This is a genomic window from Odoribacter splanchnicus DSM 20712 (assembly GCF_000190535.1).
GTDB classification, from domain to species: domain Bacteria; phylum Bacteroidota; class Bacteroidia; order Bacteroidales; family Marinifilaceae; genus Odoribacter; species Odoribacter splanchnicus.
Genome location: NC_015160.1, coordinates 578,707 through 593,394 on the forward strand (window position 1 = coordinate 578,707; position 14,688 = coordinate 593,394).

Genomic DNA, 14,688 nt, shown 5'->3' on the forward strand with positions numbered 1-14,688 from the left:
ATTAATCATAAATTTCCTGCATGGCAGCATCCAGCCATCCGCCTCTTGCGTTTACATTAATGATTTTTCCCTTGTCGTTTACAAGGATAGAGGAAGGAACTCCGCTCAGGTTATAAGCCCGGAAAGCCGCTTTGGTATTATCGATAAGCTGTTCCCAAGGCATCTTTTCCTCTTCCAAAGCCTGATGCCAATTCTTCGGATCACTGTCAATGGAGATACTCACGATATTTAACCCTTTGGGATGGTAGGTATTGTACGTGTTACGCATGTGAGGTATCTCCCCGCGGCAGGGACTACACCATGATGCCCAGAATTCAATTAATGTAGTGGTCCCGGGTTTCACAAAATCCGATATTTTCTTTTTACTTCCGTCCGCTGCCGTGAGTTCCATGTCGATGAAAGATCCTCCGATAAATACCTGTTTGCCCTGGATCGTTGCCCGAAGAGCCTGGCCCATTTCCGAATTTTGCATTTCGGGGGATAGGCAGGTGAATAATCCTTCGATTTCTTTCAAAGAAAGGTCGGAATTCTTGTCGGAGAGTTCTTGTGCGATTTTAACGCTGATGGCAGATTCGGGATGTGCTTTAAGGTAGTTGATTTGAGTCTCTCTGAGGGCTAGTCTTTTTTGGGTGACGAGTTTGGCCAGATCAATCGCTTTGGCTAAATCTTTCGAATTGTAATAAGCTTCCCCGTAAGCGCGGAACGTTTTGCTCCGGTCGTCCTCCATGGGTTGTATCTCGTTCAGGTAGTTTTGATATTCAGTTTGAGTCCCGCTTCCGGAGATCTGAAACACGGGATATTTGCTGGAATAGTCGCAAGTGGCTTCTATCGCTGCATTGTCGATAAATAACGAGAAGTTTACAATTTTACTGCGGGTCAGCCGGTCATTGGGATCAAGGTAGATGCTGACCGTGCAATAACGCGGCACATCGAATTTACCCAGAAACCTGAATTTACCCCCCGATATTTTCGTACTGTCGATGAAATGAGGTTGATTGGTATCATCCAGTGCCAGAAAAACGGGTTTCCCTTCCCATGCTTCGGGGACATGTCCGGTGAGGGTATATCCGTCGTGTTCCGTACAACTGACGACGGATAGAATGAGTGCGATAAATAGAATGTATTTCATCTTTAAAATCGATTTGCTGTTTTTAAAGAGGGTGTGTCAAAATGCAAATTTTCGTATTTTTAGTGGCTTCTCAATATTGATTATCAATAAATTGCAACTATATAATTTATCGAAACACGCATTTTGACACACCCTCTATGTGGTATTATTGTACCTCTTCGTATGTGAAATCGATCCGGAAAGTAACCATACCCATTCCGTAATATGAAGATTCATAAGATACGCTTGTAACGTAATTATCTTCATCATACGTGTAGTTTAACTCGTGGGTCGTTGTTTCTTCCGTCTCCGGATCTACTACCGACATTTTTACGGGAATTCCTGCCGATTTTTCTCCGATCAACCCTGTGAATGCAGCGTACATCCATCCCCAATCTTGAGTATAGTCTATGTTTGAAAGTTGTAAGAAAAGGGCTGCAATGTCCATTCCTGGACGAGTGTATTTTTGTGTTTGGTCGTATTCGAATGATGTTCCGCTGACATCGACTAAATTGCCGGCATCAAAAGTATATTCTAAATTGTTAAGACCTCCTTTGCCTTCATAGGATTTCATATACCGGTCTGCATATGTCCAGTCAGCACTCATGTTTACGTCCTTTGTATTCCAAAGATTATAGAAAATTGTAGCATTTGATTGTGCTAAATCATCGGTTACACTCAGAGTAACCTGTCTTACATATCCTTCTAATTCCCAGTCAGGATCCGGATTACTGATAGATAAAATAATTTGGTCATTGTTTGTTTGTACATCATAGTTCATCTCATGTTCGTAAAGGACATTAGCGTACTTGAAACTTTGTGGACTGTTGGCTGCATAGGAAATTTCGAATGTAGATTCTGTGATATAATCTGCCATTATTTGACTGAAATCATTTACCCAGCCGATCTTGACCAATCGTTTGTATTTTACAATTTCGAACTCTTCGGTTAATGTCCATTCCCCTCCATCCTGGGCAAGGATAAGACGGTAAGTTCCGGCACTGAGGTCTGTGGGTAAAGTACAAATCAATCCGCTCTGGTAGTCTGTTACAGTCAATTCAGTTCGGGTGCCATTCCCGGTTTCTGCGTATACTTTTGACGTTTCGTTGTATCCGTTACCGCCAATATTTATTATTTGGCCGGTAAATCCTGCTTCGGGTATTTCTAATCCGATGATTGGGAGTGAAGCCGCTGTTAATTCAATGCTTCCCAATTCCCATTCGCCGTCTTGTTTTAGTACCAACGTATATTGTCCTGGTGTTAAGCTCATCGGCACGGTCATTGTCACACCGGTGGAAACAATGGTTAGTTGACTTACATCGGCAGATGAGGCTGTGCCTTTGAAGGTGAACTGTGCTGTTGAAGCGAATCCGGTACCGGATACGATAATTTCCGTACCGATTTCAGCTGTAGCGGGTATTCTCACGTTTGATACAGGGTTTTGTGGTGTCGGATCATCATCATCCGAACAAGCCGTGAATGCGCAAATGCTGCATATCATAAGCATCATTATCCGAATTTTTTTCATAACATTTAGATTTTAGAAATTAATAATATAGATAAATTGAACACTTAAAACTTACCATTCTCTATAGGTTACGTCGACAATACGGGCAAAACCGTCGTAGACTTCCGGTTCCACTCCTGAAAAATCTCCGCTCATTTCCGTGTCGTTATATATCCGGAGGATACCTTCCTCACCCCGTAGGCTTCCGATGATCAGATTGTACGAACGGGAGTCACTGGTATTTTTGCGGAATAGATTGAATTTCAGGCGGGTGATTTCCTCTCCTCCCGGTAATGTAAACTGCACTTTTGCCTGCAACGGTTTCGTGGAAAGGTCTACCTGGTAGAGGGTACCGCCCACGGCATAGTACATACAGTTTTTCAGTGAACTGAAAGCGAAGAGGTCTGTCACCTTTGTTATATCGGTACATTCCGACAAGTCGCCATAATAAGCCTTCCCAAGCGCGTTAGGACAACTACTCCACGATTGAGGGACTATGTCGCCTAGCTGGATGCCGTAAAGGTAGCGTTTGTCGCCGTCTGCCAGTACTGTATAGGTTACTGCCATTTGCCCGCTACCCGGGTCATATCGGGTGTTCTCCATGTACACGTAGTCTAGTCCGGTGGGAAATTCATCAAATGCCGAACCCGTAACTCCTCCCGTCGTCGCTTGCATGTCTTCCATCAGTTCTGCCATTTCATTCATCTCCCGCAAAGGTTCCTGATTGTTCAGGTCTGAGGAAGCTAAAGTTTGTCCGTATCCCATGAAGCGTTTGTTGTCGATATCGTATATCATCACCAGGGGAGCGAGGATCATGTTGCCTGCAACATTGCTGCCTGCCATGGGGGCTACCCGGAAATCTTTGTTTATGGGAGAACTGAAAAGTCCGAGAATCTCACCCATATTGCTCGCATAGTGGAAATCCGTCCCGGCAACCATCATTTTGGCATTGACCGTGGGTATTATTTCATGTGGGCTTACTGCTTGTCCGTTCCCCATCTCGTAACGTATATTGTATTCTTCCGTCCAGGCAAAACCGTCACTGCTCAAGCGGGTTGCTCCGTCATCCGTCAGCAAGTAGAAAGGCGATCCGGTTTCGGCGAGGTCTTCCAGTTGCTGGATACGCCGTGGGCCGTTTAATTCCGGCATATCCTGGCTGGATAATAAGTCCCTGTAAGTTTCTCCCGTGACCATGGATATCATGTCCAGTCGTGTCCGACCGTTGTCGGAGCACAACACCATCCAGCCCTCGGAAGTGGTTTGGGTGACTTCCAGTTCGTAAGTCTGTTGCCAGAACAAACCGCTTGTACGGTTGGTTATCGTGAAATATAGCGTGTATGTCCCTTCCGCCAATACCACTTCATAATCCAAAATGCGTTCATTTCCGATCACGGTAGCTGTAACGGCGTCTGCCTGCGGAATCACTTTCCACTCGAACTGGTAATCTTCTTCCGTGAATTGTTCACCTTCAATTTGCGGTGTCAACTGTAAACGTTCGAATTTTCGTACGGGTATTTTCTCATCAATGCCGGTCACCACCGGGGAGGAGAGTTCCCGGTAATCGTAATTCCCCAAATCTTCGGCACAGGATATCAGTAAGAAAATCCAGCAGGCCGTGTATAATAATCCTTTTCGCATGGTTGCATATATTAATATTTAAACAATGGTTCTCCGGTTGTCGGGTCGAAAGCCTCTTCGTCGTATTCTTCTCCCGCTGCTTTCTTTTCTGTTTGGGTGGCCACGTAGTCGCACATTTCTATATAGATAAACTGCCATCTTGCCAGTGAAATACCGCCTGCCGTATTAAATTCGGCGGGGTCTATTTCCAGTACCCGGCATATTAATTCGAACTTTTGCTGGGAGAATTCTCCCCCGAAGTCTTCATCCCAACTTTCCGGGGCAACCGTGAAACGGTCGGAGAAGATGATGCGGTAACGAATCACGGTTGTCGTGTCATTTCCACTTTGCACCTGATACTCGAAAGGCAGGATAAAGTGCTCGTTGGCTTTCAGTTCCAGCACAATCTCCCGGTTTTCTTGTTTCAGTACCGCCGTACGGTTCAGTTGCACGTTATAATCGAGGTTTACTGCCTCTGCCGGCATTTCTGCGACAGAGACCAGTTCATAGTCGGTTCCTTCTATGGCATTGCCTCCTGCTACACTGATGTCTATCGGGCGGGCGTATGCCACGGGGCGTCCCAATGCCTGGACTTTTACCGTGACAGTCATCGTGTCGGCACTGGTATAAACGAATGTCACGTTGGTACTGTCAACGATCGTATTGTTTAACAAACGGTTGTTGAAATATATTCCGTTGATTTGGTCGAAAGTAGCCGGTTTCTCTTCGTTACATCCTGCCAGTCCGAACAATACCGTCATTCCCCAGTATACTTTCCTGATTATGTTTTTCTTCATTGCTGTTGTGATTACTTGGTTATCTGTTTTCTGTTTCAGTGTCGGGCAAAGGCACCACGAATACTGCATTTGACGGAGCCGGGTTGTTCGTTGCCGAATTCGACCGGATAATCGATGAGTACATCCGTTTGTACATGAAGAATAATTGTCCTTCGCCATAAACTTCGCGGATGTATTCATATTGCAGAAGGGTGGTGGTCAGGGTCTGTAAATTGCTTACTCCCCGGTTTTTACGCAACGTGTTTATGTATGATACTCCGTTAGCCAGGCTGTTGGATTGGCTTTCTGCGGCGATCAGGTACATTTCGCCCAGCCGTAGCAAGGGGATCATGGTATTTTCTATCCGTCCCGATTCCGTCATGTCCGAATATTTGTAGAAATAGCGTGCGCTTCCCGAGGAAATCCAATTGGAACGGCAACGGTAGTCGTCCAGATTTCCGCCGGTTCCGGTTCCACCGTAAATAGTTTGTTCCAGTAAATCGGTTTCCATGCGGAATACCATGTTGGGGGCTAACGATGGGTCGAAATATTCTTCGAACAATTCTCCTCGTTGGCTGTCAGAGAGGGCGAACAGAACTTCTGGCGAGAAAATACGGTCCGGATCCTGGGCAGTTCCGTTCACCAGGCTTCTGTCTACGAAAGGAAATATGCCGTTATTGGAAGCTTTTATCACTTCAGTGGAATAATTGAATGCATTTTCCCGTTGTCCGGCGTACAGGCATACACGGGCCAGCAGGCCTGTTACGGCATAGTAGTTTAACCGTAGTGCCCGGTAACATAAGAAATTCGAACTTTCGCCTGCATTCCCGCTTGACAATCCTCCTTCCGTTTTCACGGGATCTTCGTTTAGGAGGATACGTGCTTCCTGCAAATCTTGTATGATTTTTGTCATCACTTCCGATGCGGGCAGCAAAGGTTCGGGGGACAATACCTCCGACGTGTAGTAGGGGATACTGGTTGCCTCCGGGTTTCTCGAATATACGGGACCGAACAGGCGTAGCATATCGAAATGCAGCATCGCTCTCAGTGCCAGGGCTTCGCCTTGGATTATGTTATAGTTGTTTCCCGTGAATAATTCTTCGCGGGATTTCATATTTTCCAGTAATTTATTGCAGTTTAGAATCAGAGCGTATGCCTTGTCCCAGGTGGAACTCATACAGCTACGCCAGTATTCGGTGTTGTAATTATAATCTTTTAAGTCCGTGTAATTCCCCCATACCAGGCTTTCGTTGCCGATTTCGTAGGCGCCTCCCATGATTTCGATCATTTCTACTGTCAGGGATTTTCCGTACAGGGCCTCGTCATTCAGTCCGATATAAATGCCGTTTAGTGCTTTCTGGAATCCCTCTTCCGATTTCACCAGTTCATCCTCTGAGATCTGGTCGTAGGGTTGGACATCCAGCCAATTGCTGCATCCTGCCAGTAAAAATGCCAGGCAGTACAGTCCGATCAGTCGTTGTATATTCATGTTCATAACATTTGCTTTAAAAAGTTGCCGATAATGAGAAAGAAACCGTGCGGGCAAAAGGGTAATCGATCCCTCGTTCGCTTTTCACGGATGAACAACGGAACAGGTCGTTCATGATGGCCTGAATGTTCAAAACGGATAGTCCCATTCTTTTCACGAAAGGTTGGGTGAATTCATAACCGATATTGAATGACTCCCCGCTTATGGTGTTTTCATCCATCACGAAGCGCGATGACTTGTCGGTTGTCTGGGTCAATGAGATGCCTTTGTATTGGGCTTCACGGTTAGTCGCCGACCAACGGTTGTACAAGGCTCTTTTGTCCTGGTTGTTGTAAACTTCGTCACTGCTGATGTTTTCTACTTTTTCGAAAACCGATTCATTGAATATTTGGGCTCCCAGGGTGTAGCGAAAGTAACATCCTACGGATAATCCCTTATAGTATAGTGTGGTACCGATCACTCCTTCCAGTTTGGGTTCCGTATCTCCCAGAACGACCTCGTCGTCTGTGTCATAAGTGAAGGAATAGGAACCGTCTTTTTTGATAAAAAGTTCTTTTCCCGTGGCTGGATCGATACCGGCAGAACGTACCGCCCAGATGGCTGTGGGGCTTCCGCCGTCATAATAACGCGTTGTCCCGGCCAATGAGGCTTTCTGCTCTTCGTTCAGGGAGCTGAAAGCGTTGCCGATTTTGGCGTACCGTGCTTTGGCGTGTGTCCCGTTAAGGCTGATATTCCAGTTAATTCTTTCTTGCGGTCTGTAAATGGGGGAGACTTTCAGAGTCACTTCTATTCCGGTTGTCTTTTGCTGTCCGGCATTCATAGCCACGCTTTTCACCCCCATGGAACCTGGTGTGGTAATCAGGGCCAATAACGGGTCGGTAATTTTCTTATACCAGTCGAACGTGATGTTCAGGCGGTTGTTCCAGGTTGTGATATCTGCTCCGGCATTCCAATTAATCGTTTCTTGCCATGCCAGGTCTTTGTTGCCCAGCGCGTTGATCACCAGTCCCGAACCGAAAATGTTTGTCATATCCGTGTTGAACGTGTAGGTCGTGAATGCCTGGTATGCCGAAAAGTTCTGGTTCCCCGGATTTCCGACCGAAGCGCGTAGTTTCAATAGCTGAAACCAATCTTTCGCATGAAAAAATGCTTCGTTGTGTAGGTTCCAGCCGATACCTACCGACCAGGTATTGCGGAAACGGTTGTTCGTGCCGAACATGGATGCACCGTCACTACGGTAGTTGAAATCGAGTAAATAACGGTTGTCGTAAGCGTATCCGCCGTTTAGATAAAAACTGGCGGCACGTGTTTCGCTTTCCGAGTAGGACGATTTCCCGTTTTCGGGATAACCATTGGCAAAGGAAGGACTCCCGAAAGCATCTTCCGTGAAGCCGATCGCTTTATAACCGTTGCTTGTTTCTTTCGACAGGCTGAAATTGAAACCGCCCACAGCGTTTATCATGTGTTTCCCTCCGAACAGACGTCCGTAAGTAACAGCAATATCTCCCTCGTAGCTGGTGGATTTACTGGCGGTGTGCGTATAGCTTCCTTTTTTCATTTCCTCTTCATCGTCAAAGTCACTGTGTTCGGGTGAGAGGCGTTCTTCTGCCGAACTGCTGGTTTTCGTTATGCCGAATTTCCCTCTTGCACGTAAATCGTCGGTGGCGAACCATTCGATGATGAAATTGTTGGTAAATCCGGTTTCGTCGCTTTTGTCATAATTATTCAGACTGGCGTTCCACAGGGGATTGGCCACTTTTTCCTCGTAACCATCTCCCGAGTAATAGTATAGGTATTTGTCGATACCCCCGTCTTCGTTATATTTTTTGTAATAAGGGTTGGCTTGTGCATATTCGGAGAAGCTTACGGACGGATCGTTCGTTTCCATATAGTCTACAGTCAATTTATTACTGAACTGGAACTTGCCGGAACGATAGATCAGATCTATATTTCCGCTGATGGTCTGGCGGTCGGAACCTTTCATTACTCCCTGCACGTTACCGTAACTGAGCCCTATACCGTAACGGATGTTTTCTTCACCCCCTTCGGCATATAGATTGTGCTTATGCGTGAACCCGGTGCGTAGCGGTACGCTTAACCAATAGGTGTCGATCCCTTCTTCGATTCCTTTTAAACGGGCATTCCGTAAACTATCCAGGCGTACCTGGTTGATGGCACTGTTGGATTTGTCCGTGTATACACCGGCGAGTGTCTCGAATTGCAATTTTTCACGGGCATTCATTAAGTTGTAATCCGAAAGGTCTGCCATCGTCACGCTGAAATCTCCCTTATAGGAGAATTGCAGGCGTCCCCCCTCCGGGGCCTTTGTTTCGATAACCACCACGCCGTTAGCTGCTTTCGAACCATAAATGGCGGTTGAGGCTGCGTCTTTTAACAAGGTGACCGATGCCACCCGGTTCATGTTCAGGTCCATGATGGTTTCTAATGTCGTTTCGAAACCGTCAAGGATAAACAAAGGTTGATTGGGGTCGGTCCCATACTCTTCTTTCAATCCCATAACACTGCTCTTGCCCCGGATTTCGATATCGGGCATGCGGTTCGGGTCGGAACCGAATTGGTTGTTTTCCACGATTTTGAATGAAGGGTCGAGTGTGCGCAGACTTTGAACCAGATTCGACGCTCCCACGGCTTTCAATTCCTCTGCTTTGAATGTAGTCGATGATCCCGTGAAACTTTCCTTTTTACGGGTGAAGATACCCGTGACGACTACTTCATCCATCTCTTCGATAACAGGAACAAGTGTAATTTTCTGAAAATCGGAGACATTATTTCTGTTGAACTTTTTTACCAGACGCTCGTAACCGATGTACGAAAAGATAATGTTATACTCTGCCGGACCGAGGGGGAATGTGAATTGTCCGTTAACGTCGGTGGCAGTTCCCTGCGTTGTTCCTTCGATCATAACAGTTACTCCCGGTAACGGTTCTTTCGTATGACTATCCACCACAATCCCTTTCAATTCGATGATTTTCATTTCAGTTTTTTGTGGTTCTGCCGGACGTTGGGTGATAATAATCGTTTTATCCTCGATTTTAAATGTGAAAGGAGTTCCGTTCAAAACGTATTCCAGTGCTGATCTCAATGGCGTATTTCTGAACTCCCTCGTGATTCGTTTGTCAGAAGTACCGATTTGCCCGGCATTATAAAAAAATTCCGTTCCGGTGGCTGTTCCTATCTTTTTCAAAGCGTCCAGTAAAGTGGAATTTTCCAGCTTTAAATTTAGTTGTACCTCCTGGGCATAACTTACCTGCGTAAAACTACAAAGCATTTGTAGCAAGAACAGTGGCAGGACGATTTTCTTCCGGAGTTTGTCCCGGAGAACCGTCCGGTTCCGGCTGAATGATCTGTCTTCTTTCATATTGATCTTGTATTAATGAATATTTATTTTATTACTATTCTTTATATTTGAGCATACAAAGCCCCGAACTTCATTTTCCAATGAAGTTTTGTAATTGATATGGAGGGGATTTTACTTCAGATAAATAACCCCGTTTTCAATAATACATTCGATGTTACTTGTCGTTGTTAACAGCTTGGTGATGTAATCAATTCCCCGTTCGTGCCGGATCATTCCCGAAAAACGGGAATCGCGGTGTTCTTCCGATACCTGAATATCGATACCATACATTCTGGACAATTTTTTAGCCAATACACTTAATTTCTCGTTGTTGAAATAGATCACGCCCTCTTTCCACATGGAATATTCTGCGGCATCTACCTCGTATTTTTCCATTTTATTCGTTTCTTTGTCCACGCGGATTTGCTCGTTCGGCGATAAAGTCACCGTTCGGTTGTTCTCCGGAACGTGATAAGCTATTTTACCGGAGAGTAGCGTAGTCACGTTTTCCGTGTTGTCTTCATAAGCCGATACGTTGAAACAGGTGCCGAGTACCCGGATAGATTCGCTGTTGGGAATCTCCACGTAGAAAGGTTTCGTTGTATCGCTTTTCACTTCAAAGAATCCCTCTCCCTTGATTTTTACCCTGCGTTCCGGTTGGGAGTCGAACGTCGATGGGTATTCGAACCAGGTGTCGGCGTTTAGTACGATACGTGTCCCGTCGGCTAATTCAAGGTTGAAATGCTTACCCGAAGGAACATATATTTTCAATATTTTTGCCTTTTGCAGCATAATCTTTTTCCCGTCGGCGGATTGCAGTGCGACATTCGAATGTTTGTCTATATTTATCTTGGCGTCGCCTCCCAGGTTCGAAACGGCGGAATCCCCGACGAGTAGTTGCACCTGTTCGTTGCAAACGGATATGCCCATGTGACCGAGTTGGGTGTATACCGTAACCTCTTGCAGGGCAGTGGGACGGAACACCAGAAACAGGGACACGAACACACAAGCCGCGGCAACACCGCTGGAAATCCAATACATCCGGCGGGTATTTCTTCTCCGGCGGATCCTGCTTTTTACGTCCTGGTAATTTCTGTCCAGTATATGTTCCCCGCACTCCTTTGCCCGGAGAGAGTTCCAGATCTCATCCAGCAACTCATCTTCATTTTCCCCGATGGGGCGGTTCAAATATTTCTCTGTATCTGTTTTCATGCACGCTATAACCTGATCGACATTAATATAATACCTGACTGCCCGAAACTACGTATTCGAAAATACTATTTTTTTATTTTTCCCCGAAGTTTTTTCATTGCCTGGTAGAGGATGGTTTCTACTGTCCGGACGGAAATGCCTAATTTTCGGGCAATATCGGCACTTTTCCTGTTCTCAATGTGACTCATGATCATTACCTGGCGGCTTCTTTCCGGTAATTCATTCAGTAAAGCGGATAATTGTTGTTCGGGTTCGGGTCCTTCTTCCGCCCGGATCACGTTTTCTTGTTCCTCTTCGCTTTTTTTTCTTTTAAGGTTTTCTTGATGTTGTAGGTGGAGAAACCGGGTTTTGAGGTAACGCAGGGAATTGTTGTGCGTGCTGCGAAGCAGGTAATTGCGCAGAGATTTTTCCCGGTCGAGATTTTTCCGGTTTTCCCATAAGGCAACGAAAATATTTTGAATAATCTCCAAAGCCGCTTCCGAATCACCGACGATAGAGGCAGAATAGTTTTGAAGAAGAGCGAAATAGCTTTTATATATTTTCTCGAAAGCGGTTTCCTCTCCTTTGATCAATGCGTCCAATAGGGATTGATCTGACTCGGTCGTATGACTACCTTTTTCTATCATGATCGATGTACTGCCGTGTGTAATTCTATATTATTAAACGTTCGTTTATGGATATCGTTTTTTCGTGTTCATTATTTTGGGGGGCGAATTTATATTATTTGCTTATTTTCAATGTGTGACATTTTTTTTATAAATTATTTTTCCCGTTCAATAAACGGATTTATATTGATATCTGTATCAGCAAACTTTATGCCTTATCATTCGTTCGCATAAATGCGACAAATTTAAAGCAATTTTCTAAAAATGTCAGGATATATTCAATCATATCTTTTTATGAGGATGCGGATATAGATGATATCGGGGCTGACGGGAGATGCCACTGCTGTTGTAAAAATGGAATATTTCCGTATCTTCGTATAATTTATAATAAACTCAGGAGTAGACGAATATGGACGGAGATAGGAACATAAGTGAAATAATCAGTGATATCCGTGACAATTGTGAATTGGCCAAGGCGGCAAAATGAGGTCGTAGAGTTATATTGGACCCGTTTTCATTTTTAATGGTATGACTTTCATATTTTTGACACAAATTCAAGAAGCGAATCTACCATACCTATTCTTGCAATCCGTCCAACAGTATGCTGGTAGTCTGTTCCCGGTCAGAGAATCGGAAGTGCCGGTTTAACAGACGATAGAGGAAAACAACGAGGCTGCATGATATTCGAAAAGAAACCCGTTAGTCTTGCCCAATTTGTCCGGCAGGTCCGAGAACGGTTTACGGTACGTTTTATCGTTTCATCACAGAGCACTTTGCGTGTAGAGTCTATAAAATGTGCCAACTGCATTCCATTACACGGAAAAATTTAGATTAAAGCGAGAAAGTATTAAAAAACAACTTCCTTCGCAACATTCTGAACAAGAAACCTTATAATTGCAACAATATTATCTTTCAAGTGCCATCTTATACACTGTTTGCCATTCTCTTTAATTGAGGGAATATTATCAAATAAACAATTAAATTGTATGGCAACAGTAAAAATCAAATTCCGTGTATCTTCCATTGAGACGAAGGCGGGTACACTCTACTATCAAGTAATTCACAACCGTCTGGTAAAACAAGTTCATTTCGGCTATAAGCTGTACCCATCGGAATGGGATGCCGATTGTTCCAGAGTCATCCTGTCCTCCGGTATCGAAAAAGGGCAGGAGGGATATCTGCTCTCTATGAAGACCGCTTTGGCGAACGATCTTTCCCGTTTCAAGGAGGTCATCGTGCGGCTTGAACGTTCCGACATGGCATATACCGCCGACAAAGTGGTGGAACTGTTCTCCTCTCCGGCTGATTGCGGTGGGTTTGTCTCTTTTACATGGTAGCTCATCCAGGAATTGAAAAAGATAGGCAAAAAGTGTACAGCCGAGACCTATATGACTACACTGAACAGCTTTTTACGTTTCCGTGGCGAGTGTGACCTGCTGTTCAGGGAGGTGGACTCCAACCTGATGGTGGAATACGAAACCTTCCTGAAAGGTATCAATGTTTGCCCGAATATTTCCTCTTTTAATATGCGTAACCTGCGTGCCATCTATAATCGTGCAGTGGAAAAGGAGTTGACCGTGCTTTTCTATATCAAGAAGTTTGCTTAGGGTTATTCCAAAAGCTTGACTAAGTTTATATAAAGATAGAAGCTGAGGGCTTATAAAACCGAATTCATATTTTGAAAGCTCGCTGTTATCAATATCCGTTAAAGCCTCAAGGTCACGTAAAGACCACTTTTTTGCTTTACGTAACTCTTTTAATCTCTGACCCAACCGATACAATAATTCATTATCTTTCATGATTTTCGATATTATTTTTCAAAGGAAATTATAACATGTACGATGCTTGCATTATATAATTTCTTTTGAGTTTGCTTCCATTCTGATATTTTTTTATCTTCTAGTTGATGTAATTTTATTTCGTGTATTGCTTCAAATATTTCGACTATATTACTTTGACTGACTGAAGATTCTTGAAATTTTAAATAGTCTAGTTTTTTCCGATAGCGCAAAAAAAAGAGTATCCATAAACAATAAATAATACTGCCCAAAAGGAATACAATGAAAACACATAAGTTATATTTTCCTAACACAACAGCGTAAATAGCAACTGATAATGATGAAACTACTATTGACACAAGTGTAGTTGTGAAAAATACTTGTAATCGGTCACAATCTCTAACACGTTGAATAATATCTCCAATTAGAGTTGTTTCAAAAAAACTTATAGGTAATTTCAGTAACTTGTGTAAAAAGCTAGAGATTATATTAATTGTTATGTTAGTTGATGCTTTTAAAGTTATAATATTACGAATGATATTTGCACTGGTCTGACCTACAACAATCATAACTTGTGCTAATAAAATCAGCACAATAAGCGAAATATCTTTGGACTCTATACCTTTGTCCACAACGGATTGTGCTAGGTATGGCATTAGAGTATTAAGCCCAAGAACAGTAAAAACTGTTATGAATATTCCTATGAATTGAATCTTGTATGGTTTAATGAGATTAACAATTTCTTTTATTTGGGTCTGTTTAGCGTTGCTATTAGTTTTGAGAGTAATACTCCAAAATCGTGGTGTTGGTTTTAATGATACAACCAAACCACAATTGCTATCGTCTAACCATAAATTACAAAATGTACCTTCATCATATGTCAATAGCCCAATTGCAGGGTCGGATATGAAAAGTTTCTTTTTATCTACTCCAATACTATATAGTACTACGAAATGGTTTTGCCGTAAATGAATAATACAAGGTAATTTTATGTTATCATTATTCAATGTTTTCCACGACATCTTTGTCACAGAGACATCATAACCCAATTTCTCAGCGGCATCGCGCATAGATGAAATTGAAGTCCCGTCTCTAGATACTTGACACAATTCTCTTAGATATGCAAGAGAATACTCTTGGCCATAGTATTTTGATATGATTTTTAGACAACTCGGACCGCAATCTTTTGTATTATATTGAATAAATGATGGGAACTTCATTGACAACTCACAAATTAA

Annotated in this window: 11 protein-coding genes and 1 pseudogene; 2 read left to right on the plus strand and 10 right to left on the minus strand. The window is 43.7% G+C overall.

Annotated features, from left to right (window positions below):
- Position 1: 1 nt before the first annotated feature.
- The 8 genes from ODOSP_RS02400 to ODOSP_RS02435 all read right to left on the minus strand — a co-directional run bounded on the left by ODOSP_RS02400 (position 2) and on the right by ODOSP_RS02435 (position 11,693).
- On the minus strand, positions 2–1,129 hold the full coding sequence (locus ODOSP_RS02400; RefSeq protein WP_013610818.1) for a TlpA disulfide reductase family protein: 1,128 nt from the start codon (positions 1,127–1,129) through the stop codon (positions 2–4).
- Positions 1,130–1,274: 145 nt separating this feature from the next.
- The gene (locus ODOSP_RS02405; RefSeq protein WP_013610819.1) at positions 1,275–2,636 is read right to left on the minus strand and encodes a hypothetical protein; all 1,362 of its coding nucleotides are present in this window, start codon (positions 2,634–2,636) and stop codon (positions 1,275–1,277) included.
- Positions 2,637–2,687: 51 nt separating this feature from the next.
- A complete protein-coding gene (locus ODOSP_RS02410) occupies positions 2,688–4,253 on the minus strand; it encodes a PKD-like family lipoprotein (protein WP_013610820.1) in 1,566 nt (521 codons plus the stop codon).
- 11 nt (positions 4,254–4,264) lie between these two features.
- Positions 4,265–5,029 (minus strand): DUF4843 domain-containing protein, encoded by a 765-nt coding sequence (locus tag ODOSP_RS02415; protein WP_013610821.1) that lies wholly within the window; start codon positions 5,027–5,029, stop codon positions 4,265–4,267.
- A 19-nt stretch (positions 5,030–5,048) separates the two neighbouring features.
- On the minus strand, positions 5,049–6,503 hold the full coding sequence (locus ODOSP_RS02420; RefSeq protein WP_013610822.1) for a RagB/SusD family nutrient uptake outer membrane protein: 1,455 nt from the start codon (positions 6,501–6,503) through the stop codon (positions 5,049–5,051).
- Positions 6,504–6,513: 10 nt separating this feature from the next.
- A complete protein-coding gene (locus ODOSP_RS02425; RefSeq protein WP_013610823.1) occupies positions 6,514–9,876 on the minus strand; it encodes a SusC/RagA family TonB-linked outer membrane protein in 3,363 nt (1,120 codons plus the stop codon).
- 111 nt (positions 9,877–9,987) lie between these two features.
- Entirely contained in the window at positions 9,988–11,067 is a 1,080-nt protein-coding gene (locus ODOSP_RS02430) for a FecR family protein (RefSeq protein WP_013610824.1), read from the minus strand.
- Positions 11,068–11,132: 65 nt separating this feature from the next.
- Positions 11,133–11,693: an RNA polymerase sigma-70 factor gene (locus ODOSP_RS02435; protein ID WP_013610825.1), complete on the minus strand. Its 561-nt coding sequence runs from the start codon at positions 11,691–11,693 to the stop codon at positions 11,133–11,135.
- A gap of 965 nt (positions 11,694–12,658) precedes the next feature.
- Here ODOSP_RS02435 and ODOSP_RS20110 point away from each other — a divergent pair.
- Together ODOSP_RS20110 and ODOSP_RS20115 are read left to right on the plus strand one after the other, a co-directional pair.
- Complete coding sequence (locus tag ODOSP_RS20110; RefSeq protein ID WP_083813711.1) at positions 12,659–13,009, plus strand: Arm DNA-binding domain-containing protein; 351 nt, start codon at positions 12,659–12,661, stop codon at positions 13,007–13,009.
- A 51-nt stretch (positions 13,010–13,060) separates the two neighbouring features.
- Positions 13,061–13,279, plus strand: a complete 219-nt coding sequence (locus ODOSP_RS20115) for a phage integrase SAM-like domain-containing protein (protein WP_229032362.1) — start codon at positions 13,061–13,063, stop codon at positions 13,277–13,279.
- On the opposite strand, the pseudogene ODOSP_RS20120 reads toward ODOSP_RS20115, so the two are convergent.
- Both ODOSP_RS20120 and ODOSP_RS02450 read right to left on the minus strand, forming a co-directional pair.
- Positions 13,277–13,471: pseudogene (locus ODOSP_RS20120) on the minus strand (helix-turn-helix domain-containing protein); the annotation flags it as partial. The gene ODOSP_RS20115 and the pseudogene ODOSP_RS20120 overlap by 3 nt on opposite strands.
- A gap of 11 nt (positions 13,472–13,482) precedes the next feature.
- Positions 13,483–14,670 (minus strand): cysteine peptidase family C39 domain-containing protein, encoded by a 1,188-nt coding sequence (locus ODOSP_RS02450; RefSeq protein ID WP_013610827.1) that lies wholly within the window; start codon positions 14,668–14,670, stop codon positions 13,483–13,485.
- Positions 14,671–14,688: the final 18 nt, after the last annotated feature.

What these genes read in the sequence shown, in the direction of transcription:
- ODOSP_RS02425 (WP_013610823.1), bottom strand. Translation starts at nt 9,876, where the DNA reads ATGAAAGAAGACAGATCATTCAGCCGGAACCGGACGGTTCTCCGGGAC.
- ODOSP_RS02420 (WP_013610822.1), bottom strand. Translation starts at nt 6,503, where the DNA reads ATGAACATGAATATACAACGACTGATCGGACTGTACTGCCTGGCATTT.
- ODOSP_RS02400 (WP_013610818.1), bottom strand. Translation starts at nt 1,129, where the DNA reads ATGAAATACATTCTATTTATCGCACTCATTCTATCCGTCGTCAGTTGT.
- ODOSP_RS20110 (WP_083813711.1), top strand. Translation starts at nt 12,659, where the DNA reads ATGGCAACAGTAAAAATCAAATTCCGTGTATCTTCCATTGAGACGAAG.
- ODOSP_RS02410 (WP_013610820.1), bottom strand. Translation starts at nt 4,253, where the DNA reads ATGCGAAAAGGATTATTATACACGGCCTGCTGGATTTTCTTACTGATA.
- ODOSP_RS02415 (WP_013610821.1), bottom strand. Translation starts at nt 5,029, where the DNA reads ATGAAGAAAAACATAATCAGGAAAGTATACTGGGGAATGACGGTATTG.
- ODOSP_RS02435 (WP_013610825.1), bottom strand. Translation starts at nt 11,693, where the DNA reads ATGATAGAAAAAGGTAGTCATACGACCGAGTCAGATCAATCCCTATTG.
- ODOSP_RS02405 (WP_013610819.1), bottom strand. Translation starts at nt 2,636, where the DNA reads ATGAAAAAAATTCGGATAATGATGCTTATGATATGCAGCATTTGCGCA.
- ODOSP_RS02430 (WP_013610824.1), bottom strand. Translation starts at nt 11,067, where the DNA reads ATGAAAACAGATACAGAGAAATATTTGAACCGCCCCATCGGGGAAAAT.
- ODOSP_RS20115 (WP_229032362.1), top strand. Translation starts at nt 13,061, where the DNA reads ATGACTACACTGAACAGCTTTTTACGTTTCCGTGGCGAGTGTGACCTG.
- ODOSP_RS02450 (WP_013610827.1), bottom strand. Translation starts at nt 14,670, where the DNA reads ATGAAGTTCCCATCATTTATTCAATATAATACAAAAGATTGCGGTCCG.